Source organism: Roseburia sp. AF25-13LB, assembly GCF_003478915.1.
Classification (GTDB): domain Bacteria; phylum Bacillota; class Clostridia; order Lachnospirales; family Lachnospiraceae; genus Roseburia_C; species Roseburia_C amylophila.
Genome location: NZ_QUFO01000008.1, coordinates 16,900 through 43,236, shown reverse-complemented (window position 1 = coordinate 43,236; position 26,337 = coordinate 16,900). Strand labels below are relative to the sequence as shown.

The following is a 26,337-nucleotide window of genomic DNA, read 5'->3' as shown; positions in this document are numbered from 1 at the left end:
CTGCAGGGAACTGTTAACAGCAGCTTCCGTGGATACCGTAGAATGAGAAAAATGGTTAACAAATTTGAAATTTAACCGATAAATATACTGTAAGGGGGATGAGAAGGTGCCCAGTTATTCATATATAGCAGTGGATGCCATGGGAAAAGAGAAGAAGGCAACCATTGATGCAGAAAATCAGAACAAGGCAGCAGCCCAGCTTAAGAAAAACGGACTTACTTTAATATCCATAAAGGAAGTCGGAATGTTGGAAAAGGATATTAAATTAAGCTTTGGGCGGAAAGTAAAACCAAGGGATTTAAGCGTGTTCTGCCGGCAGTTTGTCAGTATGATAGAAGCCGGGGTTACGGTAATTGATGCCCTTGGAATGTTAGAGGAACAGACGGAAAATAAGAGGCTTTCCGCTGCACTTCATGAAGTACGTACCGAAGTGGAAAAAGGACAGACACTATCCGAAGCTATGGGACATCAGGGAGAGATTTTCCCGGAAATGTTAGTGAATATGGTGGCGGCAGGAGAGACCTCCGGTAATATCGAGCTTTCCTTCAGCCGTATGGCAGTGCAGTTTGATAAGACGGCAAAACTGTCCGGCTTAATGAAAAAATCACTGGCTTATCCGGTAGTACTGCTGATTGTAGCAGTATTAATCGTCATTCTGATGGTAGTAAAGGTAATACCGGGATATGCAGCAACCTTTGAGCAGGCAGGCATGCAGCTGCCGGGCATCACCCGGGCAATGATGAGCATGAGCCATGTAATTACAAAATTCTGGTATCTTTTCGTGGGAGGAATCCTGCTGATTGCGCTTGGTATCCGGGAATGGCGCAAGACAGAGAGCGGAAAGCTGTTCTTTGGCAAAATAGCCATGAAGCTTCCAATGTTTGGTAAGTTAAACATAAAGACATATTCTTCACAGTTTGCCCGTACATTAAGTACTTTAATGTATGCAGGAATTCCATTGATTCATGGAATTGATGCAGTCACCAAGCTGATGAAGAACCGTCACTTCCAGCTGCAATTGCAGTCAGCAAGAGAGGAAGTGGCAAAGGGTGTTCCGTTATCAGAACCGCTGCGGAAGGGCGGACTGTTTCCGCCTATGGTAATCCACATGCTTTCTATCGGCGAGGAAACCGGTGATATTGAGGGCATGTTAGACAAGCTGGCCGATTATTATGATGAAGAGGTTGAGATGACTACCCAGACGGTTATGGCGGCAATGGAACCAATGATTATCGTAGTAATGGCAATTATCGTAGTCATTCTGATTGCAGCAATATATGCGCCGATGCTTTCTATGTACAACCAGCTCGGCAACATGTAAAACGAATTAAGATTCCGTAATAGGGGCGGAATTTTAAGATAAAATATTTATATTTATACAAGAAGGAGAATAGCATTATGAACAAGATTAGAAACAGAAAGAACAACAAAGGCTTTTCATTAGTTGAGTTAATCATCGTTATTGCCATCATGGCAATCTTAGCAGGAATCTTAATTCCTCAGTTTGTTAAGTACATCAGCAGCTCCAAAGTATCCGGAGATATCCAGCAGGCAGAGAACATCTACAATGCAGTAGCAGCTCAGTACGCAGATTCTCAGGGGAATGCACCAACAGGTATGACTTATGATGGAAACAAGCATATAGTAGACAAAGATGTTGCAGAGGCATTAGATATGGGAAAAGCAGCACCTACATGTAAAGTAGATTCCACCTATAAATTTATGTATAGCTGTGATGACAAGGGTACGGTTGCTGTATATCTTGCACCAGAAAGCTCGGATGGTTCAGAATATAGTGCTACTACCGATACCAAGATATCTCCATCCATCGAAGGTAAAGATGCAGATAAGTGGAAAAAATAATCCACTGAGTTAAGAAAGGACACTACATACCATGACACCAATGCCTGCACTCATTACAGTATTTATTTTCATATATGGAATCGTCATCGGAAGCTTCTTAAATGTCTGTATCTACCGGATACCGCAGAAAGAAGATATCGTCCGGGAGAGTTCCCACTGTATGAGCTGCGGGCACCGGTTGAAATGGTATGATTTAGTGCCGCTGTTCAGTTATCTTTTCTTAAAGGGAAAATGCCGTTACTGTGGTTCGAAGCTGTCAAAGCAGTACCCTATCGTCGAAGCACTCAATGGAATCCTTTATGTAGTTGTATTTTATGCAACAGATTTTAGCTGGGACAGTATTTTATACTGCCTTATGACTTCTGCGTTAATCGTACTTAGTGTGATAGATTACCGCACCTATGAGATTCCTTTTGGAATCAATGTGTTCCTGTTTGTACTGGGGGTTATCCGGTGCGTATTTGGGAAAGGGGACAGAGGAACCTTGATGATTGGTTTCTTTGCAGTGAGCTTGTTCTTGCTGTTATTATCACTTCTTACCAGAGGAGCAGCAATCGGTGGTGGAGACATCAAGTTGATGGCGGCTGCCGGGCTGCTTCTCGGATGGAAGTTGATTATTCTTGCATTTGTGATGGGATGTATTGCGGGCTCTGTGGTGCATCTGTTCCGGATGAAGGCATGTGGTGCCGGCAGAATGCTGGCGCTGGGTCCATACTTATCGGTCGGGATATTTATTGCCGCCCTGTGGGGGAATGGGATGATAGACTGGTATCTGGGACTTTTTATGTAGAAAAGAGTGATTATAAGTGGAAAGTGTATGAAGCATAGGTATGCTTTCCAGTTATAATCACGAAAGGTGAGTGAAGGATGAAGATATTAAGTATAGAAATAGGTGTTGATGTAACCCATGTATTGGAGATGGATTACCGGGTGAAGAATCCGAAAGTATATCGAAGCTTTAGCTTTCAGACTCCGGTAGGTGTAATTGGAGAAGCCGGTGTGCGTAAGAGTGAGGAATTCCGCACAGCCTTACATAAGCTTCTGGATGCAAATAAGATTAAGACACGGAAAACTTTATTCGTAGTTAATTCCGGTAAGATAGCAAGCCGTGAAGTGCTGATTCCGATGATAAAAGAAAACCGTATCAAGGATTTCCTGAATACAAATTCAGCAGATTTCTTCCCGGTAGATTTATCCCGGTACCAGCTGGTATACCGGAATGAAGGTGTGGTACAGCAGGACACGGTAAAGAAGAGAAAATTATATGTATTTGCTGTGCCGGGAGATCTGGTACAGTCTTATGAAGAGCTGGCAGATTTCTGCTCCCTGGAACTTACAGCACTTGATTATGTGGGAAACAGTATTTTCCAGATGATACATAAAGCGGTAGGAAATAATATCTGCTGTTCTGTAAAATTAGACAATAATGCAACCATGATTACGATTATCAATCAGGGAATGGTTGTATTACAAAGAACAGTATTTTATGGCTTTGAAGAAGTAGAGAAGGTTGTAGTGGATTCCGGTCTTTTCCCGAAGGAACAGTATCCGGCAGCGATGGATATATTACAGCAGACAGACTGTCTGGATACAAACCAGGCGGCACCGGAAGATGCCATGAATGCCATGCGGGCAGAAGCGGTAGAAGCACTGCGTCCGATGATTGGCAATATCCGGCGTGTATTAGATTATTATCAGTCCAGAAATAATGGGGCAGAAGTAAAAGAGTGTTTCCTGATTGGTAACGGAGCTTATATCAAGGGACTGGACAGGCTGATGTCCATGGAATTGAATCTTCCGGTACATTTACAGGAAAAAGATGTTTTAAACGGTTTCCGTACATCCGGAGGCAGATTTGATGCCATGTATGAAGCCTGCTATGGAGCAGCAATACAGCCATTAGACTTTGTGTTTGGTTCGGCACAGACTGCAAAGATTATAGAAGAGAAGAAAAAACGCGAATTGCTTGCGGCAAAGCTGATTGGTCTGCTTTGCGTGGCATGTGCTGTGATATTGCTGGCATTATCCGGAGTACAGAGGATTGCATTATCCCACGAACTGAATACTCTGAATAAGCAGAAGGATGAACTGGAATATATACAGGATATTTATAATGCATATGTGGATACCAAGAGCCAGTATGATGATGTGACAAAAATGAATGGCAAGACAGAGACAGTCAGTGATGCACTGGCAGATGCCATTGAAGAAATGGAAGAAAAATTCCCATCCGGTGTAAAGGTAACAAGCCTTACCAGTAATGGAGAGGGAATTTCCATGGACATTGAAGTATCTACAAAGGAAGAAGCAGCAAAGATTTTGCAGAATCTTGCAACCTTCGATGCTTTCCGCAGTGTAACGACCAACGGAATTACAGAATCCACAGATGAGAACGGTAAAATTACGGTAACATTTTCAGTGATGTGTACCTATGTAAATGGTACAGCAGATGATTCCATTGATACCGAGACCACACCGGAAGAAGATGTCGAGACCTATATGAATGGTGACCAGTATATTTATCCGGATATGGAAGGCAGTACCGAAAGTGGGGAGGCAGACAATGAATAAGGAAAATAAGAAAGTAAACGACAGGGAATTAAAACTGATATTTGTATTAGGCGGCATAGTATTATTTTTCTTAATCTACCAGTTTGGATATCTGAATGTCCAGAAGGCAAATAAAAATTTAAAGAGCCAGGTAGATGAGGTGCGTGGAGAAGTAAAGGTTATGCAGACCATGAAGCAGAACGAGGAGACTTATAAGGCATATACAGATTCCATGACACAGGAAATGCAGGAGGTAATGGATGCAATTCCATCAGAGATCCGTTCGGAGGATAAGATTATGTTTGCCAGAAGCCTTGAAAAAGAGTATGGCTTTCATGTTACCGGTGTAGGTCTTCAGTCAGACGAAATGGTTTATGAAATGAATGAAGATGGAAGCAATCCGGCAGATGATGGTAAATTGTTATATCGTACCGTGGTAAATCTTGACTGTGACTGTGATTATACACAGCTTAAGAACTGCCTGCGTGGATTAAAGAAGAATAATTTCAAGATGTCTGTGGATACAGCAAGCTTCGGTCCGGATGAAGAAACCGGAAAACTGAAAGGAAACATGACGGTAAATATGTATTATCTTTACGGAAGTGAGAAACCATATGAACCATTAACTATTGATGGGGTATCCTTAGGAACAGATAATATTTTTGGAACGGGAACGATTACTCCGTCAGCTCCATCGGATGCCGCAGGTACGGAAGATACCACAGGAACAACAGGTACTACAGGAACAGCAGGTACCACAGGAACGGATACCAGGCGGTAAGAAAAGCCGGACAGTATAGAAGAAAATGTGAAAAGCAGAAAGGAGCAGAGACAGTATGAGCGGTTATAATAGCAGAAAGTTAAAACATAAATTAAAACGTAATTTAAATAACCGGGGATTTTCATTAGTGGAAATTCTGATTGCCGTAGCGATTCTCGTACTGTGTGCAGTTCCTTTGCTGAAAGCATTTGTAACATCTGCCCAGACCAATGCCAGGGCAAGACAGAATTTAAATGCGACTACGCTGGCTGAAAATATTATGGAAGAAATAAAAGCAGCAGGTGTTGAAGGCTATGGTGTGAAATCGGGAGACACGGTTACGATAGATGGTGTGGATCTTCCGGTTTATGAGGCTGAGTATAGCAATTACAGCTTTGATGGCAGGGCATATGATGTTAAGGCAGTAATGACACCATCGCAGGAGACCTATCTGGATGGTACGGATGAAAAAGCATATAATGCACAGGGTATCCCGGAGATTTCTGTTATGGATGACAGCCGGGATGCTGTTTATGTAGAGGACAAGAATGCAAGATTTGACATAATAGATGAAAATGCGGATTCGCTGGGCATGAAGGCGGAAGAACTGCTGAATGCATGCAGAACGGAATATCGCTTTGCAGTAAAGGAAAATCACGGCAGATATACCGTTACCCAGACGGTAACATACAGTGATGCTTCCGGAAATACAATCGGAACACCCCAGACCCTGACCATATTTGATTCGGTGCTGACCGGAGCAGATCTCAGAAGTCTTTATGTGTGCTATATTCCGGCACTTCGAACAGCCGGTGATATGTACAGAACGCAGGAGAAGGTGGTAATCGAAAACAGACAGGATATTCCGGTTGATGTATATCTTATCCGTCAGGGCTCGCAGGATACACCACTTGCAGTCAGTATTATAGAAAGTGCTCCATCAACAGTGGCAGCAACACAGATTCATACAAATCTTTCTGTAGATGATAAGACAGACATCGGTAGTATAGAACGAAATGGAAGCAGTATTACAGCAGCTACAGCTAAAAGCGCCTTTGGTTTTCAGAAGATGGGCGAGGCTGCAAAGGCAGATGCAGCCAGACTTTATACAGTAGAAGTAACCGTTAAACCGGTAGATTCGGAAAAATCAATTACCTTAACAGGAACGGCAATGAAGTAAGGCGGGAAAACAATGAACAGATGGAAGAAATCACGGGACAATCGAGGAATGTCACTGGTCATGGTCATTGGAACAGTGGCACTGGTAAGCATACTGGTGGTTATAGTACTGTCTCTTTCTCTGATGAATATACAGATGAAGTCAGTATATAAGAAGTCTGCGGATAATTTCTATGATGCAGAAGCAGCAATGGATGAGATACGTACCGGTCTGCAGCAGGATGTAGCAGATGCAGCAACCACGGCATATCTTTCTGTTATGTCACAATATTCTGCCAGCAGTTATCAGGATGCTGTGCGCCAGAGCACCTTCCGGGAATTGTACCGGAAGGAGTTAAAGAAGAAAATCGGGCAGACCATGGATGATACCCATTATGATATCGGCTATCTTGAGAATTATATCGGTGCGTCCCACCGTTATGAAGCAGCAACCGGTACCGGAGCCAGACTTACAACACAGGATGGCAAAGATGCAGATTTTGTGGTAACACAGTCCGGTCTTGTGATTATGAATCTGGAGCTTTCTTATAAGGATGCAGATGCTTATGAGTCAGTTGTAGATACAGATCTTGTATTAAGCTATCCACAGGTAAACTTTATCCAGTCAACATCAGTACCGGATTTGCTGAATTACTGTGTGGTAGCAGATGAAGGTGTCTGGGTAAACAATGGAAACCGCACACTTACCATGAATGGCAATGTATACGCAGGCGATTATTATACCGGGAGCAGCAGTGACCGGAATGGATTCCACATTGATAACAGTGGAAGTGTAATGCTTGGACTGCGCAAGACGCTGATTACCAGAGGTGGACTTACGGTAGAAAACCAAGGCTCTTTTACAACAGATACCAAAGCTACGATATGGGCAGATAATCTCAATGTTTACAGCAACGCAGCCCTGTCCTTATCCGGCAGTACATATGTATCGGATGATTTGACGATTACCGGAAGCGGTGATGTTACCTTGCGTGGAGAATATTATGGCTACGGTAATCCGGAGACTGCCAAGGCAGCGGCATCTGTAGTTACAGAAGAAGTCAATGCCAATAAGGCGGCATACAGCAGTGCCATGATTATCAATGGAATTGCAGACAGTGGCAAGGCAAGTATCCGCATGAATGGATTAAAGACACTGATGTTAGCAGGAAATGCCTATATCGGAAGCGGCAATGCCATGATGGGAGAATCCCTGGCTGTAAAGAGCAGCCAGACAGCATATCTTGCACCGGCAGACTGTTTCCTTATAAAGACTACCAATCCCACAACGGTAGCGGAAGATTTTATGGCAAAGAGTGATTTTGCAACAGCTCCGGAAAAATATATTAATTATGAAGTGTTAAAAAATTATCATGCTTTTGATATCACACCATTATATAAAGATGGTCTGGTTTATTATTTCTTAAAATTCGAGAATGCAAAGGAAGCTGCGGCATTTGACCTTGCATACTACAATGATGCAGACCATGCAGCCACAAGGCAGCAGTACCTGTCTCTTTATGTGGATGACGCAGAATTATCTATCCGGGAGAGCAGCACTGTGGAGAAGATTACCAACGGAAGCATTCTTGTCTGGGATACAAAAGGAATCCGAACCATTGAGCCGACAACCATAAGTAATGGATTAGACGATATTTACGAGGATGGTTATTATGCCGGACTGCAGAGCGGCTGGCAGGATATGTATGCTTCTTATAATATTTCACTGACAAAGGATTATGAGAGGCTTACAACGGAGCAGAAAGCAGCCACTGTGTTTGAAAATCTGGTGGATGTAGACGGACTGAAAAAAATTACCGGCACATCCGGAGCAGTAGAATTTGAATTTACCGATGGGGATGGAGTCCGGCAGGTGGCATACGTAACAGATAATGAAGGTGCATCAGCATTGGAGGTGGATGCTTCATTTCTGGGTGGAAAGAATGTACCGCTTATCATTGCAACCGGAGATGTGAAGGTTACAGCAGATTACTCCGGCACAATTTTAAGTGGTGGCCAGGTGACCTTTGGCATGCCGGGAAGCAGCAGTTCAACAGTGTCATCTGATATGCAGGATGCTGCCAGAGTCATTCAGAATGCCGAATATAAGAAGGGGTCAGATACCTATATTCTGTCACAGGTATTGAAGAACAGCCAGTACTATGTAGGCAGTATTGGAAAGGCATATACCGGAGAGGATGCCGTGGATGTAACGAAGCTTGTAACCTATCAGAACTGGTCAAAGGAGTAAAGATAAGATGCAGAAAGGGAATCGTATAAGCGGAAAAAAGAATAGTGGATTTTCGATGGTAGAGCTGATTGTTACCGTGGCGATTCTTGCAATTATTTCTGTGGGAGCGTTTCTGCTTACCGGCTCACAGAATGGATGGAAACTGCGTCATGCTGCGGAAAGACTGGATTCGGCACTGGATAAAGCTATGGTTCAGTCTATGAGTAAGAGTGATACTGCAGGTCTTATTGTCTATGAATTAAATGGAGAATATTATGCAGCAATGATAAAGGAATCCTGCCGGGACGGAAATATTTACCGTGTAACTGAGGACAAGGTGCTGGAAAAGTATTCACTTGGAAAAGAACCGTTGACGATTACGCTAAGTTATAAAGGAAAAGACGGGACAGCAGTATCAGATGTTACATTATCCAATCAGGGCAGTGAGAGTAATTTAAGCAGTGCGGCAGAATTTCTCTATGACAGAAGTACGGGGGCGGTTAAGACCGTAAAGGTAAACAGTGTGGAAAGCTATTATACTGGTATATATTTGAAGTTGTCAGACCGTGATATGCAGATAAAAATAAGTGCTGCCACCGGCAGACATGAGATACAGTAAGCAAAAAGCAGGGAGGAGGAAAACAAAGTGGACCACAGGAAAGCTTCAAAGAAGTATTGTGAAATCAGAAAATGCGGGATATATGATAATAAAGGATTTACGCTGGTTGAACTGCTGGTGGGAATTGCGATTGTGGCAATTGTCGGTGGATTAATCGGCACATTTTTGATTTTCTCCACAAGAACATATGGAAAAGTAACCGATGAAGCAGACTTACAGGAGGATGCACAGATTCTCCTATCCCAGATGGATAGTTATATTATCGATACAGACAGTGCACTTCGTTATTATGCAGATGTATCAGAGAGTGGAAGCGGCACGGAAATTTTAAAGGACAGCCTTTATCCGGGTGGAGCAGCAGGACTGACCAGAAAATGGCTGGAGATTTATAAGACCACCGATACCGGATATACAAAAGAGACCGTTTTGTGGACAAAATCCACAGAGAAGCTGACATATAAGCAGGAGACTATTGATGCGGCAGGAACGGTAACTGAAAATATAGAAGAACAGGATCTGGCAACGCATGTAACAGATTTTTCCATTGATCTGACGAAAGTAACTTCACTGCGTCAGGTAACAGTGTCTGTTGCTCTTGCCAGTGGAGAGAAAAGTTATGGAGCGGATACTACAGTGTATCTGCGTAACCAGATTGTAGTAAATGGGGAACCTTATACACCGGATGCAGCACCGGTCATTTCATCCGTACTCAGCGTTAAGGTTCTGCCACAGACGGTTATGATGCGGCCTGGCGGAAGAAAGGCATTTCAGGCAATTGTTTATGGTAATAATTCACCATCCCAGGAGGTAACCTGGAGTCTTTCCGGAAATACGTCTTCCCTTACCACTATTTCAGCGGATGGACTGCTGTGGATCAGCATGGATGAGAAGGCAAAGACCTTAACGGTAACAGCAACATCGGTACAGGATACCACCAAGTCAGGAACGGCGGAAGTAACAGTAGTACATGGCAAGAAGCTGTCTTTAGGCCAGATTCGGAAATACTGGCTGCAAAGAGGAAAATCAATGTATATCTATGCAAGGGTGAATGGAACATTAAGTGGTTCTATTACCTGGGAAAGTAATCCATTGGATTTACTTTCGGTGAATCCCGCAGATTCTGTAACAGTTGCAGGAGGATATCCATCATTGGATTTGATGAATGCGAGATGTGTGAAAACAGAGTATCCGGGGACACCTTTAGGAGAATATACAGTGAAGATTAGCGGTATAGTAGATGGTCAGCCGTATGAAGATATGGTTTATATAGAGGTGGTGGATTCGCCTGAAATAGCTGGAGCAGGTGATGTTGTATATTTTGATAAATCAAATGGTTTGGATTATTGGGTACATCCTGGAGACACCGTGAATTTGTCTACAGCATTAAAGAGGTTCGATATTGGAACAAAACGTAGTTATGAATTTAAAGAAGGCGGGAATATAAATAAGGATTCCTATACTTTTGAGACCTCTGGAACAGATGATGAAAAGATAAAAATAAGTATTGATGAAACAGCTGAGGATGGTGAAATTTATGTTACAGTCAAAGCTGGAAATCAATGGCATACAGGCTATGATTCTGTTACAATTCATGTGGCGGAGGAATTGGATTTCCCATATATTGTGGAAACAACATATTTTCCAGATCAGGAGAACTGGTTCTGGTCAAGTGTACATTGCAGGGGACCGGTAATGATAGCAGATTCAACATTACAATTTACGAATCTTACTTCCGGAATCAATGGGTTGATAGCAAATACCGGCGAGCCGCATAAACTTACACCATCGGAGCAGCATACAGGTGAGAATGAGCGTACGCTGTCTGGCGTAAATGAATTTACACAGGACGGACCGGGAAGGTATGAAAGTTCTAAGATACTTAATTTAGAGGGAATTATTATTATTGATAAAGATGTTGAACTTGATGCACCTTTTATTTGTTGTAATAGTGATACGGTGATTTATATAAAGGGAGAACATAGCTTGAAATTCAAAGGAATTACTACTTTTGACGGGCTGATTTATGCACCGGAAGGAGATGTTTATTTTGAAGGTCAGGCGGGTTATTGCCGGGGTGTTGTAATAGCAAAAAATTTGCATGTAAATAGTCGGGGAGACAGGGAGTTCTCCTTTATGGAAAAAAGCAGTGTAATGGATCTGGTTAATACATTGAAGGCAAACTAGCTTGTTGAGAAGTAAAAGAGGACAGGATATATGAAACGGAAGAATTCTTTGAAAAATTCCAGAAAGAGAATCATTCAGGCAACGGTAGCAGCAGTAGCAGGTATAACAGTTGCGGTTGCTGCATTCCGGCCGGTAGAGACTTCAGCAAACGGAGTACTGCCGGGGGTGGAAAGTATCGTTGCACAGAAGATGGCAACAGAAGATAAGACCTATCGGATTTTAGAGATTATGCCGGATGGAGCAGAAAGTGAAATGGGCTATCTTGCAGCGGGCAGTGAGCCGGTAGCCCTAGCAGCAGATGGAATGCTGGCTTACTTTGCAGAGAATGGTATCGAAAATACGCAGCAGGAGAGAATGAATTATATCAACAGCTTAAAGCAGCGTTTGGAGGACGGGAAGATAGCTTCCGGTGATACATCTAAGACACCACTTTATGCAGAAGCTTATGAGGAGACTTTTTTCCCGACAGAGGAGCAGCAGAAGGACTACAAGAAGCTGGTATTTCCGGAAGAACAGTATGAGACAATTACTGCTGAGGGACATTATGCTTACCGGCAGGATTATGACGGAAACTATAATCCCAATGTAGTTTCCTTCTCTTATAATGCAACTGGGGATTATGCAGTAGAATTTGAACGGAGAACACCACTTAGGGATGAAGCACCATATAACCAGCCATATGAGTACCGGGATAATGGAACAGATGGTTATTATGAAGCAGTTGAAAATCCTATGACAGGTGGTAATTATTACTATATTTCAGATTTTTACTACGTTGGAGCAGATTCAGAACATGGGCATTATCTGGCACAGTTAGATGCTGTAAAACCATATTCATATACTGCATCAGGGGATGGTGCATTTGCATTTGTACCGGGAACAGCGGAAGAGGACAGTGCAAATCAGTCCTGTCAGGTGGAGATGGGTTCTGTCTGGTATACCGGTGGACTTTATAATAATAACCTGTTCCGGGACTATGTATTAGGAGCATTGTCCAAGGATGATTTAAAGGTGGAAGTAACGGCAGTGACAGAGTCTGGACTTGCTTCTGTAGATGTATCCAGTATGGATTTTATTTATATCGGCGGACAGGGTTATGATACCGGAATGAAATATCAGCTTTCTTCTCCGGAGCTTCTTGCACAGGTGGATAAAATATATAAGAAAATTTTAGGAAAAGCACCGGTTCTTATTGATTCCACTGTCTTAGAAAGTGCACTTACTGATTATAATACTTCTGATATTGCAAAGCTTGTGGTGTGGAGCATCCAGAAGGAGTTAAAGGATGACCCGCAGTCTGTGGATGCGGCAGAATTATGTGATACCGCTTCTTTAAACAGCAATTACACCGGCAATGATACTAATTATGCGGAAAATAATGTTTACTGCATGAAAATGACAGATGCAGACGGGGTACGTCAGCATGTATTTACCGGTCTGCTGGAAGCTTTTCCACAGGAGCTGCAGGAGGCGGAGGGATTTGCATCCGTCCGGGCATTGATTGAACAGGAGAATACCCTCCGTACATCAGCGGATGCGATTGATACCACGCTTTCAAAGAACATGGTCTTACAGTATATTTTAAATTATCCGTATGAGAGAACCTTTAGTGATAAAGAGGAGCTGCGGGTGCTGGATATCGAACCGGCAATGGGCGCACTGTATCTTGATGAAAATACAGCTGATGACAGGATTCTTACCAAAAAGAAGCTGGCAGACTGGACAGGTGTTGCCATTGAAAATATCAGCATTACCCGGATGACTTCAGCGGAGTTTATTGGTAAAATCGAAGACATGAATATGAAATACGACCTGGTTTACTTTGGGCTTGGTTATGCCGGAGAGAATGGAAATTCTGATGCAAAGCTTCAGGGGGATTATATGAACCGTGATGCTGAAGGAAATACGGTTTATAATGATTCGCTGATGAACGGACTGGTCTATGCACATACCGGGGATGCATTCTTAAGAAAGGCTATTCTTGGCGGACTTTTAGATACCGATTATGTAGATAATAATACATCGAATTATCTCTATGGAGGCAATCCGGACAGCTCAAGAGACCCATACGGTGACCGGGATGAGTGGGACAGCGGATTAGGTAAGCTCGTTACCGCAACAAAGACCATCAGTGGTTTCCAGTATGATAATCCAAAGAATAGAAATGACCGTCAGGAAATTACCGTTACAGTAGGAAATGTAGGAGTATACCGTGCCAGCGGAAATGATATAACAGAGAGCAAGAAACGTGATCTGGAAGAATTCCTCGGAGCGAAATATCCGGTTCTTTTTGCACAGAATTTTGTGACCACAGAAGGTGAAATCAATGCAAAGGTGGTAGATAATTCTTCTGTTTTATATCAGTTCGCAAAGGAAAATCTGGCACAGGATAATGTCTTTTACCTGGATACCGAAGGCAAGCCAAATGATGAGAGCAGCTTCCGGTACTATATTAATATGCCAAAGGTTAAACTTGCCATGCTCAATCCGTCTACCGGAGTAGAAGAGAGTGATACGGCATTAAGTACAGGAACAGCACGTACTACGGATAACAATTATGGCAATAAAATAGTAGAAATCCGTACCGATAAGAAGGATTCCGGAGTCTATACGCTGCGTTACCGCTTCCGGATTGACAGTTCCGTAGATGCCAGTGCGGCTACGGTATATCATGCAGGACTTTATTTTGATATGAATGCCGATGGTAAATTTATCGAAAATGATACCTATTCCGAACGGCAGAAGGACTGCATCATTTTTGATGCTTCCGGCAATGAAGTCAACCGGGATGCAGCAGGAGAATATCAGTTAAGCAGCGGACAGGAGTACTATCTTGAGAAAGACATTCCAGGTGACTATCGTGGTATGCTGACCTGGAAACTGGAACTGACCCAGACCACCAATGCCTATATCCGTACGGCTAAGACAGGTTATACGATTGTATCAAGACCAGCTGGTGATGACAGTGTACAGGTTGTTAAGGTACTTCAGATTATGGGAAATAATAATGAATGGGGCGGTTACTTTAATCTTTCTCAAGATAGAGACATGCAGGATTTTATCAGCAATTTTGAAAATACAGAGGGAGTCCGGTTTGAAATTACCGCCATTCCAATACGCAATTTCGATGGCAAATATACATCCTTTGAACAGCTGAAGGATTATCAGATGTTAATCTTTGGTTTCCAGGACAGTTATTCGGATATGACCAATGCTGACACGCTGGCAGCAGTAGATGATTATATAGTCAGCGGACGGAGTGTATTGTTTACCCATGATACCTCTTCCTTTGTCAATGTGGCAACCGAGCAGATGTACTGTCAGGATAATCCGGATGGCGATAATGGATGGAACCCGGGCTGGCTTAGCAACCAGGGTAATGCAGGAGATTTTAACCAGGTAGAACGTCACTGGGGCTATACGGTAAACCGGAAATTCCGTGGTGTTCTTGGAATGGACCGTTATGGAATTACTTATAATGAGAGGACTTCCAAAGACCCGCAGGCGGCACAGCTTCGTTCCCTGCTATTAAAGGAAGGACAGCTTTTAGACATCAGTACTACTACAGATGCCTCCGGCAATGAGATAACAACCGGAACCATTGATACGGCACATGGTGGCGTAACTACAAGGGAGAATCCGGATGGCAGCGGGGCACTGACTTCTGCAGTATTAGGAAGTGATAAGGATATTGCGTATGTACCGGGAACGAATCAGAAGCAGTCCTATGGACAGTCACAGGGTTATACTTATGGTGCAATCAATTTCCATTATTATTATAATGCTCCGTGGCAGTGTACAACGGAAGCAAAGTATGCTTATAACCAGTACATGATGTGGCGTACACTTCCGTTACCAACACAAAGAAATGATGTTTCTCTTGGAAACCTGAAAAACAATGCCAGCATGTATGCAACCCAGGTAAATGATGGACAGATTACCCATTATCCATATGAGATTGGCAGTCAGATTACGATAGCTAATACCCATTACCAGTATTATCAGCTGAATATGGATGAGGATATGGATGGAGATGAAAACAGTGATATTGTAGTGTGGTACTGTCTGGGTGCATCCGGTGATGGTTCGGCGATATATACCAGTTCCCCGAATGATGTGCGGAACAATTATTATATTTACAACATTGGAAATATTACCTATTCCGGTGTGGGACACAGTACAATAAGTAACGTGAATGAGAAGCAGTTATTCTTTAATACCATTGTTGCAGCGTACAAGACAAGAATCAAAGATCCGGTAGTAAAGCTTTTAGAGAATGGAAGCCGTACTTCAGCAGAAAAGGAAGCTGTTTATGTACATACTGATAATGCCATCGGAAATAAGGCACTGGAAAATGAAGTAAATTTTTATTATACCGTAACAGATTCGAATCTCGTCACATCAGATAAGGAAATCAGTGTGGATTATTCCATGGTAGATAAAAATGGCAGCAGTATTGCAATTCCGGTACAGGTAGCAGAAAATCAGGTGTATATCACAACAGAAGCAGTAAACGGAGATACGGTTACGACAGATTCTGCCGGAAGACTGAGAGGCTTAAAGAGCGGGGAAGTGTATAAAGTCACAGTTCATAATCTGACGGATACAAAAGTACAGGAGGCAATTACCAATGGTAATATGCGGATTGCAGTTCATGCAGTCAGTACCTTTGACTATTATGGAGACAGCTATGGTCTGGGTGAAAATGCCCAGGGCATTCCACAGAGCAGTGCATCTATGAAAATATTAGGAACAACGCTGTTTGATTTGGATTAGAACAAAAGAAAAAAATTTTATTGGAAAAATGGGAACGAAATCGTATAAGACCGGAAAAGCAATTCGTAAAATCAAAAAAAGGTTGAAAAACTGGTAACGTTACCATATAATAAAACCATGAAGAACCAAGTAGGGTGAATGGTCGCGGCTGCATTGTCGAAAGACATACAGACGAGGAAAGTCCGGGCTTCGCAGGGCAGGATGCCGGATAACGTCCGGTGGAGGCAACTCCAAGGAAAGTGCAACAGAAATGTACCGCCAGGTAACTGGTAAGGGTGGAAAGGCAGTGTAAGAGACTACCGCATCTCTGGTAACAGAGATGGCTCTGTAAACCCCATTCGAAGCAAGACCAGATTTAAGCATTGACGTGGCCCGCCAGCTTAAGGTAGGTTGCTTGAGGCGGTTGGCAACAGCCGTCCTAGATAGATGACCATTTTCAACATAACCCGGCTTACAGCCCTGCTTGGTTTCTTACTATCAAATCTAATGTAATTCTAAAATGTTTCTTAAAAGACAATAACTCTGTTGACACAGAAAAGCAGGGGACTTAAGATGAATATCAGGGTATGGTGATATGTGAACATACATATCACCATATTTTTGCGTAAGCATCCGTAAGGAACTGCCGGTGGCAGTGCGTAGATATAAAAAGAAGAGAGGTCTTATATTTGAAAGAGAAGTTAGCGAGATTTATGTCAGGAAGATATGGAGTAGATCAGTTATCAAGATTATATCTTGGAATTGCACTGATATTACTGGTAGTTTCAATTTTTAGTCACCTTGGTATATTTTATATAGCTGGAATTGTTCTTCTGGTGTATACTTATTATCGTATGTTTTCGAAGAACATTTCCAAGATGTATGCACAGAATCAGAAGTATTTGAATGCAAAATATCGTGTGGTGGTAAAAAAGGATGCATGGAAGAAACAGTGGCAGCAGCGTAAGATTTACCGGTTTTATCGTTGCCCGGGATGTAAACAGAAGGTTCGTGTTCCAAAAGGAAAAGGTAAAATCTGCATTACCTGTCCAAAATGCAGAATGGAATTCATAAAGAAAAGTTGAGCTGTAGCTATTTGGAGGAAGCAGTATGTTTGGATATGTAAATATCAATCGTAATGAATTATCAGATGAAAATAAAAAGATTTACCAGGGTTATTACTGCGGACTTTGTCAGAAACTAAAGGAGGTTTCCGGCCGTAAAGGCCAGATGCTTTTAAACTATGACATGACATTTCTGGTAGTGCTTCTGACCGGACTTTATGAGCTGGAGGATAAAAGCACAGATTTTGTATGTGCACTGCATCCGACGAAAAAACGGACAGCCAGAATCAATGAAGCAACAGAATATGCTGCTGATATGAATATTATTCTTTCCTACCAGAATTTTGAAGATGACTGGAGAGACAATCGTTCTTATTCGAAAAAAGCATTTGCCAGAATGCTGGGAAAAGATTATAATCGCATCATGGCAAAATACCCAAGACAGGTAAAGGCAGTAGAAACCTATATCGAAGAACTGGGTAAGGCAGAGGATGCACAGGAATCTAATATTGATAAAATATCAGGACTGACAGGAACCATGCTGGGCGAAATTTTTGCATGGCGGGAAGATATATGGGCAGAAGAACTCAGATATTTTGGATTCTATTTAGGGAAGTTTGTTTATCTGATGGATGCCTATGAGGATTTTGAAACAGATAAGCGTAAAAATGCATACAATGTTTTCCGGGTACAGCGGAAAGAGGATATGCAGAATCTGGATACCTTTGTGAAGCTGTTGCTGACCAGTATGATGTCAGAGTGTGCCAAGTCCTTTGAACGTCTGCCAATTCTTATGCATGCGGACATTCTGCGGAATGTATTATATTCCGGAGTCTGGACGAAATATGAGTACAACAGACTGAAACGTGAGCGGAAGCAGCAGAAGCTTCTTGAAAAACAGAAAGCCGAAAAACAGAAGGCAGACAGGAAAAGTGCAACAAAGTGAAGTTAAGAATTAAGAAGGAGTAAGTAGTATGGACCCATACAAAGTGCTGGGCATAGCTCCGGGAGCAACAGATGAAGAAATCAAACGGGCATACCGGAATCTGAGCCGCAAATATCATCCGGATGCCAATGTAAATAATCCTGACCGTGCACAGGCAGAAGAAAAATTTAAAGAAGTACAGATGGCGTATGACCAGATTATGAAACAGAAACAGCAGGGTTACAGCTATGGAAGCGGTTACGGCGGCGGTGGCGCCTACGGTTATGGTGGTTTTGGCTATGGCAGAACCAATGGTGCATATGGAAACAGCGGTTATGGCAGCAGTGCTTCCGGTGAATCGGTAGAGATGCAGGCGGCTGCAAATTACATCCGGAATCGTTGTTTTAAAGAAGCATTGCATGTGTTAGATGGCATTTCTGACAGAACGGCACGCTGGTATTATTACAGTGCAATTGCCAATGCCGGAAGCGGTAATAATGTAACGGCAAAGGAGCATGCCAGTCAGGCTGTCAATATGGAACCGAGTAATATGGAATATCGTCAGCTGCAGCAGCAGTTAGAGTTTGGCGGAACCTGGTATCAGAGCAGAGGCGGTGAATATGAACGGCCATATTCCGGCAGCAGCGGCTGGTGCATGAGTATGCTGTTATTGAATCTTTTATGTAACTGTTGTTGTTTCAGACCATATTAGAAAATCATATTTTAGAAGTTCTTTTTTATTTGCAAGAATGAAAACTTCTGCTATACTGTAGAATGAAAAAACAGAAATGGAGATTAGAAATGAGAATTTTAGCTGAAAATACATCATGTATCGTAATTGACTATCAGGAGAAGATTTTGCCGGCAATGTCAGGCAGAGAGGAACTTGTGGCAAATTCTGCTGCATTATTAAAGGGATTGAACTTATTGGAAATTCCGATGGTATTGACCACACAGTATGCCAAGGGATTAGGAAATAATATTCCAGAGATTTGTGAAGCAATTGGAAGTGATGTGGCATATGACAAGACCACATTTTCTGCATATGAAACAGAAGCTGTATATGAAGCAATGGATAAAGAGCGTAAAAATGTCCTGATTTGCGGAATTGAAGCACATATCTGTGTACTTCAGACAGCCATTGATTTAAAGGCAGCAGGATATCAGCCGGTTATCGTAGCAGACTGTGTATCTTCAAGAAAAGAACTGGATAAGGAACTTGGTTTAAAGAGAGCAGAACAGGAAGGCATTCTGATTACATCTAAGGAAGCTATTTTATTTGAATTGACACGTAAGGCAGGCGGACCGGTATTTAAACAGATTTCTGCACTGATTAAATAAAGGAGACAGGATATGCTGCAAAGATTTTATCCCGATGAATATCTGGATTCTACCTATGTCATAGACTTTGATAAACTTTATGAAGAGGGATACCGGGGCATTATTTTTGATATTGATAATACTCTTGTTCCACACGGAGCACCGGCGGATGAGCGGGCAAAAAAGCTGTTTTCTCATTTAAAAGAGCTGGGTTATCATTGTATGCTGTTATCGAATAACAAGGAACCACGGGTGAAGATGTTCAATGATGCGGTAAATGTTTCTTATATTTACAAGGCAGGAAAACCGTCAACGAAAAATTATCTTAAGGCAATGGAAGAGATGGGAACCACCACGGAGAATACGTTATTTGTGGGAGACCAGATATTTACGGATGTGTATGGGGCAAACCGCGCAGGAATCCGTACGATTCTGGTAAAACCGATACATCCGAAAGAAGAAATACAGATTGTTTTAAAGAGATACCTGGAGAAAATAGTGTTATTTTTTTATACAAGGAAGAGAAAGAAGGAAGAAAAATTATGAAAATCGGAATTGGAAATGACCACAGTGCAGTCGAAATGAAATTCGCAATTAAAAAGTATTTAGAGGAAATGGGACATGAAGTTGTAAATTACGGAACAGATTCTACCGAGAGCTGTGACTATCCGGAGTATGGTGAAAAAGTAGGACGCGCAGTTGCAGCCGGGGAAGTAGACTGTGGCGTATTAATCTGTGGTACCGGGGTTGGAATCTCTTTGGCTGCCAATAAGGTAAAAGGTGTCCGTGCAGCAGTATGTTCTGATGTAACAACTGCGCATCTGGTAAAAGAACATAACAATGCCAATATCATCGCATTTGGAGCAAGAATTGTTGGAATCGAGAAGGCAAAAGATATTGTAAAAGCATACCTGAATGCAGAATTTCAGGGTGGCAGACATGAAAAACGTATTGCCATGATTCACGAAATTGAATCAAGATAGGGTAAAGTCACAAAAAAAAGGTTGAAAAATGGCTTGTTTTATTATAGAATAGAACGAGTGAGTGACAAGTTTGGAATGAGAATTTTTTCCAATACCCGTAAGAACCTGCCGATGGCAGCGTCTTATGGTGCTTAGCAACGAAAATTAGGAGGAATATCGATGATTTCAGCAGGAGATTTCAGAAACGGAATTACAATCGAATTAGAAGGAAATATTTATCAGATTATTGAATTCCAGCACGTTAAACCTGGAAAGGGTGCTGCATTTGTCAGAACCAAATTAAAGAATATCAAGAGTGGCGGTGTAGTTGAGAAAACTTTCCGTCCAACAGAGAAATGCCCACAGGCACGTATCGACCGTAAAGATATGCAGTATTTATATTCTGACGGAGATTTGTATTACTTCATGGATGTTGAAAACTATGAGCAGATTGCTTTAGATAAGACAACCATCGGTGATACTTTAAAATTTGTAAAAGAGAACGAAATGTGTAAAATCTGTTCTCACAATGGCAACGTATTTGCTGTTGAACCACCATTGTTTGTTGAACTTCAGATTACAGAGACAGAACCTGGATTCAAGGGTGATACTGCAACAGGTGCAACAAAACCTGCAACTGTTGAGACTGGTGCAACTGTAATGGTTCCATTATTCGTAGAGCAGGATGATGTCATTAAAATCGATACAAGAACTGGTGAGTATTTATCCAGAGTATAATTTCATGCGAAATATGTGGGAGTTTCAAAACAGTTGTTTTGAAACTCCTTTTTCTGTTGCCGGGTATTAGGAAAGAACTGTCAGTGGCAGTACCAGCAGGTTATGGCAATGAGAATGGAAAGTTGAGGAAACAGGCTATGCAGGAAGAAAGCAGAAAAGAGAAAAATTTCATAAAAAGGATTTATCATGCAGAAGCACCAAAATGGCTGAAATATGCGATATTATTCGGATATCCGGTTCTGCTTTTTTATATTACTGCATTTATGACATATAATCCTTTTGTAAGAACCAGATGGAGAGCACAAATTCTAAATCTCATTTTATTTGAGGCTTTTGTGTGGCTGCTACTGGCAATTACCGGAAGTGCAGTGATTGCACTTCGTACGGAAACAATTCTTGGAATTGCATTGAGCATTGCGAATTATTATGTCATTTCCTTCCGTGGTTCTCCGGTGGTGCCATGGGATTTGCTGTCTCTTGGAACGGCAGCCAGTGTTGCCGGAGGCTATAATTATATGTTGCCGTCCCGTCAGATTGCGTTGATTCTTCTGATGTTCTTTCTGGCATTTACGGAGCGTTATGCAAAGATTCATATTTCACGGAAAAAGATATTGCTCCGCGCAGGTAGTGCTGTGATTTCTGTTGCCTGTATGGCAGGAATTGGCTGGATGGTACAGGATGATGCAATGGTAAGTGAATTACAGCTTTATCCGTTCCTTTTTACGCCTACAGTCATGTATGAACGAAATGGCTTTGCAGTGACGTTTCTTATGGATATGCAGTATCTTAAGGTGGAGAAGCCGGAAGGATATTCTGTTGAAAAGGCAAAGGAATTATTAGAAAATGAGGATGGTCTTGACTGGACGGCATCCGACCAGAGAAATAATGTTGGAAAGGAATTCACAAATCAGAAAGAAACAACAGACCAGCTTCCGAATGTTATCGTCATTATGGATGAAGCCTTTTCCGATTTGGGGGTCCTGTCCGATGAGGTACTTCCGGTAAATGAAGACTATATGCCGTTTATTCACAGCCTGCAACAGGGGGCAGAAAATACCCAGACCGGATATTTGAATGTATCGGTGAAGGGTGGAAATACAGCAAATACGGAATTTGAATTTTTAACGGGAGATACCATGGCATTTCTTCCGGCTGGTAGTATTCCGTATCAGCAGTATATTACGAAGGATACACCAAGCATGGCATCCTATCTAAAGAGCTTGGGCTATGAGACCTATGCCATGCATCCGTATTATGCGTCCGGCTGGAACCGGGATAAGATATATCCGCTGCTGGGATTTGACAGCTTTTATTCTTCCACGGATTTCTATGGTTCCACCTATGAGCGGGGCTATATTGATGATTCATCCTGTGTGGATAAGATTATTGAGACATATGAGAAGAAGGATGCAGGAACGCCGGCATTTATCTTTAATGTAACCATGCAGAATCACAGCCCATATACCGACGGCTATCAGAATCTTCAGGGAAATGTTACAGTAGATGGAACGGTATCTGCCCAATTATCGGAATATCTGACACTGGTAAAATTATCGGATGCAGCATTGGAAAAGCTGATTGATTATTTTGAGACACAGGACGAACCTACGGTTATCGTATTCTTTGGTGACCACCAGCCGACAGATGCGGTGGTGGAGCCAATCTGGAATTTAGAAGGCAAATCATCCTCTGATTTAACAGAAAAAGAAAATCAGCTTCGTTATAAGGTGCCTTATGTTATCTGGGCAAATTATGATATTGATGAGGCGGTAAATCAGGAGAGCAGTGCCAACTATCTGGGGGCACAGATGATGGAAGCAGCAGGAGTTCCGTTGTCGGATTATCAGAATTATTTACTGGAACAGAAGAAGGAGATGCCATTGATTTCCACGCAGCATACGGAAGCAGAAGGCAGTGATGCGTGGCTTAATTATCAGACGTTGCAGTATTATCTTTTATTTGACTGGGATGGAGAAAAATAGAAATGAAGGAAAGATTACTTCGAATCAAAAACAATAAGAAGATGCCGTTAATACTGGCTTTTTGCATTCCGTTTTTTCTTGCACTGGGAGTCTGCATCGGCCATGAGATTTATCCTTTTGGCAATCAGTGTTTTCTGCATATTGATATGTATCACCAGTATGCACCGTTTTTTACGGAATTCATGAATAAGTTAAAGAGCGGAAGCGGGTTATTATATACATGGAATCTGGGGCTTGGTACAGATTTTGTATCCCTGATGGCATATTATCTATCCAGTCCTTTTAACTGGCTGTTATTATTATGTCCGTCTAATCTGGTAATCGAATTTATGACGGTATTGATTCTAATTAAGACTGGACTTAGCGGACTTACTTTTGCATTTTACTTAAACCGGCATTATAAAGATAATGGATATCGCATTGCTTTATTTGCGGTATTCTATGCGTTGTCCGGGTTTATGTGTGCTTATAACTGGGATATTATGTGGCTGGATACGGTGGTGTTATTGCCGCTTATTTTGCTGGGTCTGGAAAGACTGGTAGAAGGAAAGAAGATGACGCTTTATGTGGTAACACTGGCGGTTTCGATTCTTTCAAACTACTATATTTCCATTATGGTCTGCATCTATCTGGTGCTTTATTTTGTGATTCTGATATTAGAGCAGAAAAGCGGGATAGGAAAAGCAATTCTTAAATTTGCGACCGGCTCCATCCTGGCAGGCGGTATGGGAGCAGTACTGATTCTGCCGGAGATAGTGGCATTAAGCGGAAGTGGTTCCGGTGGAATCTCTTTTCCGGAAAAAATGGAGTGGTATTTTGGCCTGCTGGATGAAGCAGCAAGGTTCTGCATTGGTGTCGAGCCGTCTTCTACGGTAGGACATATGCCAAATCTTTACTGCGGAGCGGCAATTTTATTATTATTATTCCTTTATCTTTTGAATCGCAGGATCCGAATTGGTGCAAAGATTCCAAGACTCTTACTGGTGGCGTTTTTCTTTGTGAGCTTTGCAAATAATAAGCTGGATTTTATCTGGCATGGATTTCATTTCCCGGATGGACTTCCGGCAAGACAGACCTTTTTATTTGCATTTTTACTGCTGACCTTAGGTTATGAGGCAGTGCGGGAAGAAAAAGGCAATAGTATTTTTAAAATCCTATTCGCATTCCTGTTAGCGGAGCTGATATTGGTTTTATGCTTCCGGTTTACAGATTTAGAACAGGTGACACCAGAGCAGATGCTTTTAACAGGTCTTTTGATTTTAGGTTATACACTGCTGCTGTTATTCTATCGGCGGAAGGATAAGACGATGCGGACTATCGTATCGATATTTGCGGTGATTCTGGTATGTGCCGAGGCAGGCGTAAATCTTGACACGACCAGTATTTCTACTACCAGCCGGACGCTGTATACCCAGCATTTAGAGGATTATAAAACACTGGCGGAGACAGCAGGAGCAGAGGATGACGGTTTCTTCCGTATGGATAAGTTTAACCGGATGACGAAGAATGAGTCGGCACTTTCAAACTATGCATCCGCATCTGTTTTTTCTTCTCTTATAAATAAAGATGTGGCAGATTTCTACCGGGAGATGGGAATGGAAGGCGGTAAGAATTATTACTGCTATAATGGTGCAACGATGCTTACTTCCTCGCTGCTTTCGGTAAAATATATCCTGACGGACAGTGCAGAAGAGGAAAGTCCGTATCGAAGTCTGATATCAGAACAGAATGGCATATACTTATATGAAAATACTTATACACTGCCACTTGGTTTTATGGTAGATAGTGATTTGACGGAAAAGTGGGATTTTACCCTTGGAACACCGATAATGGCACAGAATGAACTCGCCTATGCCCTTGGTGCAACGGAGAATCTTTTAGAGCCGGTGGATGCAGAATTACATGATGGCAAAACCGTGATTCAGGTAACGGAAACCGGCTATTATTATGGTTATTATACGATGAAGGATGCCAAAACCATTACCGCAACCACTGGAAACCGCACGCGGACATTTTCTAAATGTGATCATGTCTATTTACTGGATTTGGGCTATTGTGAGGCTGGGGAAGATATTACGCTGACTTCTGCCGATACGGATCAGATACTGGTGCAGGGCTACCGGTTAAATGATGCAGCATTTCAGGCAGCATATCATACATTATCCCAGCAGACCATGGAGTTAAAATCCTACAGTGACAGCAGAATCGAAGGCAGCATCAACGAAAAAAAAGCCGGAACTCTTTTGCTGTCCGTGCCGGATGATGAAGGCTGGCATGTCTTTGTGGATGGGGAAGAAGTGGATTATGAGCATTTCTGCGATGCGTTTATCAGCATTCCATTAAAAGAAGGCAGCCATGATATTATATTAAAATATACAACACCGAATCTGAAACTGGGAGCATTGCTTTCCGGTGGAGCATTGTTCTTATTCCTTTGCATTACCTGGATACCGGTTGTTGTGAGGAAACGAGGAGAGAGGGCATGAAGAAAAAAATAACATTTCTGATATTTACGGTACTGGCGGTACTTTGTGTTGTTTATTCGGGGATGGTACTGGCAACGGGTTCCGGAACATCATTTTTTCTTGTGTGGATTGGGCTGGCGGTACTTTCCTTCCTGTTTGGGTATTCTGTCTGGAAATCTTTCTGGAAGAAAGTTCCCCGGCTGGTTAAGGGAATCTGTATTGCTGTCGTTGCAGTGGGATTTACAGCATTTTTCATCGTAGAAGGCTGTATCATAAGTCAGATGCATGAAAAAGGCGAAGCGGGACTTGACTATATTATTGTGCTGGGGGCACAGGTGAGGGAAAGCGGACCAAGTGCTGCGTTAAAATACCGGCTGGATGAGGCAGTGGAATATTTAGAGGATAATCCAAAGACAATCTGTATCGTATCCGGCGGACAGGGTGCAAATGAACCATATTCCGAAGCCGAAGGAATGGCACAGTATTTAAAAAAACAGGGGATTGATGCGTCCCGGATTCTCTTAGAGGATAAGTCCTTAAATACAGAGCAGAATATGGAGTACAGCAAGGCACTGATAAAAGATGGGGCATCCGTTGGAATTATCACCAATGATTTTCATCTGTTCCGGGCAAAGCAGATTGCACGAAAATACGGACTGGACAATGTCTGTGGAATAGCAGCAAAGTCTACACCGGTTTATCTTCCAAATAATATGCTGCGGGAATTTTTAGCAGAGATAAAATTTTTGCTGTAATTATGCG

Annotated in this window: 20 protein-coding genes and 1 other RNA gene; all 21 read left to right on the top strand. The window is 42.2% G+C overall.

Features of this window, described 5'->3' with window-relative positions; genetic code table 11:
- The first annotated feature begins 106 nt into the window (after positions 1–106).
- The 21 genes from DWY37_RS11395 (at position 107) to DWY37_RS11295 (ending at position 26,330) form a co-directional block, all read left to right on the top strand.
- Positions 107–1,321: a type II secretion system F family protein gene (locus tag DWY37_RS11395; RefSeq protein ID WP_118541422.1), complete on the top strand. Its 1,215-nt coding sequence runs from the start codon at positions 107–109 to the stop codon at positions 1,319–1,321.
- A 77-nt stretch (positions 1,322–1,398) separates the two neighbouring features.
- Entirely contained in the window at positions 1,399–1,863 is a 465-nt protein-coding gene (locus DWY37_RS11390) for a type II secretion system protein (protein WP_118541424.1), read from the top strand.
- Between the two features lie 31 nt (positions 1,864–1,894).
- A complete protein-coding gene (locus tag DWY37_RS11385) occupies positions 1,895–2,653 on the top strand; it encodes a prepilin peptidase (RefSeq protein ID WP_330416538.1) in 759 nt (252 codons plus the stop codon).
- A 77-nt stretch (positions 2,654–2,730) separates the two neighbouring features.
- Positions 2,731–4,434, top strand: coding sequence for a pilus assembly protein PilM (locus DWY37_RS11380; protein WP_117841987.1), 1,704 nt, complete (start codon positions 2,731–2,733; stop codon positions 4,432–4,434).
- Positions 4,427–5,194: a hypothetical protein gene (locus DWY37_RS11375; protein WP_117841986.1), complete on the top strand. Its 768-nt coding sequence runs from the start codon at positions 4,427–4,429 to the stop codon at positions 5,192–5,194. Before DWY37_RS11380 ends, DWY37_RS11375 begins: the two co-directional genes overlap by 8 nt.
- Positions 5,195–5,249: 55 nt before the next feature.
- On the top strand, positions 5,250–6,353 hold the full coding sequence (locus DWY37_RS11370) for a type II secretion system protein (protein WP_118541426.1): 1,104 nt from the start codon (positions 5,250–5,252) through the stop codon (positions 6,351–6,353).
- A gap of 12 nt (positions 6,354–6,365) precedes the next feature.
- Positions 6,366–8,582 (top strand): hypothetical protein, encoded by a 2,217-nt coding sequence (locus DWY37_RS11365; protein WP_118544534.1) that lies wholly within the window; start codon positions 6,366–6,368, stop codon positions 8,580–8,582.
- Between the two features lie 7 nt (positions 8,583–8,589).
- Positions 8,590–9,180 (top strand): pilus assembly FimT family protein, encoded by a 591-nt coding sequence (locus DWY37_RS11360; RefSeq protein WP_117841983.1) that lies wholly within the window; start codon positions 8,590–8,592, stop codon positions 9,178–9,180.
- Positions 9,181–9,207: 27 nt separating this feature from the next.
- Positions 9,208–11,364, top strand: a complete 2,157-nt coding sequence (locus tag DWY37_RS11355) for a type II secretion system protein (protein WP_117698084.1) — start codon at positions 9,208–9,210, stop codon at positions 11,362–11,364.
- A 30-nt stretch (positions 11,365–11,394) separates the two neighbouring features.
- Positions 11,395–16,140: a DUF5057 domain-containing protein gene (locus DWY37_RS11350; protein WP_118541432.1), complete on the top strand. Its 4,746-nt coding sequence runs from the start codon at positions 11,395–11,397 to the stop codon at positions 16,138–16,140.
- A gap of 126 nt (positions 16,141–16,266) precedes the next feature.
- Positions 16,267–16,610, top strand: an RNA gene (rnpB, locus tag DWY37_RS11345) — RNase P RNA component class A.
- Between the two features lie 198 nt (positions 16,611–16,808).
- Complete coding sequence (locus DWY37_RS11340; protein WP_118087563.1) at positions 16,809–17,204, top strand: hypothetical protein; 396 nt, start codon at positions 16,809–16,811, stop codon at positions 17,202–17,204.
- A gap of 25 nt (positions 17,205–17,229) precedes the next feature.
- Entirely contained in the window at positions 17,230–18,129 is a 900-nt protein-coding gene (locus DWY37_RS11335) for a DUF5685 family protein (protein WP_117698087.1), read from the top strand.
- Between the two features lie 28 nt (positions 18,130–18,157).
- Positions 18,158–18,820 carry a J domain-containing protein gene (locus DWY37_RS11330; RefSeq protein WP_022244043.1) on the top strand — a complete coding sequence of 221 codons (663 nt, stop codon included), beginning with the start codon at positions 18,158–18,160 and terminating at the stop codon, positions 18,818–18,820.
- Positions 18,821–18,909: 89 nt separating this feature from the next.
- The gene (locus DWY37_RS11325) at positions 18,910–19,449 is read left to right on the top strand and encodes a hydrolase (protein ID WP_022244044.1); all 540 of its coding nucleotides are present in this window, start codon (positions 18,910–18,912) and stop codon (positions 19,447–19,449) included.
- Between the two features lie 12 nt (positions 19,450–19,461).
- Positions 19,462–19,974 carry a YqeG family HAD IIIA-type phosphatase gene (locus DWY37_RS11320; RefSeq protein WP_118057229.1) on the top strand — a complete coding sequence of 171 codons (513 nt, stop codon included), beginning with the start codon at positions 19,462–19,464 and terminating at the stop codon, positions 19,972–19,974.
- Positions 19,971–20,411, top strand: a complete 441-nt coding sequence (gene rpiB, locus DWY37_RS11315; protein WP_022244046.1) for a ribose 5-phosphate isomerase B — start codon at positions 19,971–19,973, stop codon at positions 20,409–20,411. Before DWY37_RS11320 ends, rpiB begins: the two co-directional genes overlap by 4 nt.
- Before the next feature lie 159 nt (positions 20,412–20,570).
- Entirely contained in the window at positions 20,571–21,128 is a 558-nt protein-coding gene (efp, locus tag DWY37_RS11310) for an elongation factor P (RefSeq protein WP_022244047.1), read from the top strand.
- Between the two features lie 83 nt (positions 21,129–21,211).
- Positions 21,212–23,110, top strand: coding sequence for an LTA synthase family protein (locus tag DWY37_RS11305; protein ID WP_243092123.1), 1,899 nt, complete (start codon positions 21,212–21,214; stop codon positions 23,108–23,110).
- A 2-nt stretch (positions 23,111–23,112) separates the two neighbouring features.
- Entirely contained in the window at positions 23,113–25,596 is a 2,484-nt protein-coding gene (locus DWY37_RS11300) for a YfhO family protein (protein WP_118544535.1), read from the top strand.
- A complete protein-coding gene (locus DWY37_RS11295; RefSeq protein ID WP_118541438.1) occupies positions 25,593–26,330 on the top strand; it encodes a YdcF family protein in 738 nt (245 codons plus the stop codon). Before DWY37_RS11300 ends, DWY37_RS11295 begins: the two co-directional genes overlap by 4 nt.
- The last annotated feature ends 7 nt before the right edge of the window (positions 26,331–26,337 follow it).

Bases quoted from the DNA above. Each gene is read 5' to 3' on its own strand.
- DWY37_RS11390 (WP_118541424.1), top strand. From the start codon at position 1,399: ATGAACAAGATTAGAAACAGAAAGAACAACAAAGGCTTTTCATTAGTT.
- DWY37_RS11385 (WP_330416538.1), top strand. From the start codon at position 1,895: ATGACACCAATGCCTGCACTCATTACAGTATTTATTTTCATATATGGA.
- DWY37_RS11380 (WP_117841987.1), top strand. From the start codon at position 2,731: ATGAAGATATTAAGTATAGAAATAGGTGTTGATGTAACCCATGTATTG.
- DWY37_RS11375 (WP_117841986.1), top strand. From the start codon at position 4,427: ATGAATAAGGAAAATAAGAAAGTAAACGACAGGGAATTAAAACTGATA.
- DWY37_RS11370 (WP_118541426.1), top strand. From the start codon at position 5,250: ATGAGCGGTTATAATAGCAGAAAGTTAAAACATAAATTAAAACGTAAT.
- DWY37_RS11365 (WP_118544534.1), top strand. From the start codon at position 6,366: ATGAACAGATGGAAGAAATCACGGGACAATCGAGGAATGTCACTGGTC.
- DWY37_RS11360 (WP_117841983.1), top strand. From the start codon at position 8,590: ATGCAGAAAGGGAATCGTATAAGCGGAAAAAAGAATAGTGGATTTTCG.
- DWY37_RS11350 (WP_118541432.1), top strand. From the start codon at position 11,395: ATGAAACGGAAGAATTCTTTGAAAAATTCCAGAAAGAGAATCATTCAG.
- DWY37_RS11335 (WP_117698087.1), top strand. From the start codon at position 17,230: ATGTTTGGATATGTAAATATCAATCGTAATGAATTATCAGATGAAAAT.
- DWY37_RS11330 (WP_022244043.1), top strand. From the start codon at position 18,158: ATGGACCCATACAAAGTGCTGGGCATAGCTCCGGGAGCAACAGATGAA.
- DWY37_RS11325 (WP_022244044.1), top strand. From the start codon at position 18,910: ATGAGAATTTTAGCTGAAAATACATCATGTATCGTAATTGACTATCAG.
- DWY37_RS11320 (WP_118057229.1), top strand. From the start codon at position 19,462: ATGCTGCAAAGATTTTATCCCGATGAATATCTGGATTCTACCTATGTC.
- rpiB (WP_022244046.1), top strand. From the start codon at position 19,971: ATGAAAATCGGAATTGGAAATGACCACAGTGCAGTCGAAATGAAATTC.
- efp (WP_022244047.1), top strand. From the start codon at position 20,571: ATGATTTCAGCAGGAGATTTCAGAAACGGAATTACAATCGAATTAGAA.
- DWY37_RS11300 (WP_118544535.1), top strand. From the start codon at position 23,113: ATGAAGGAAAGATTACTTCGAATCAAAAACAATAAGAAGATGCCGTTA.
- DWY37_RS11295 (WP_118541438.1), top strand. From the start codon at position 25,593: ATGAAGAAAAAAATAACATTTCTGATATTTACGGTACTGGCGGTACTT.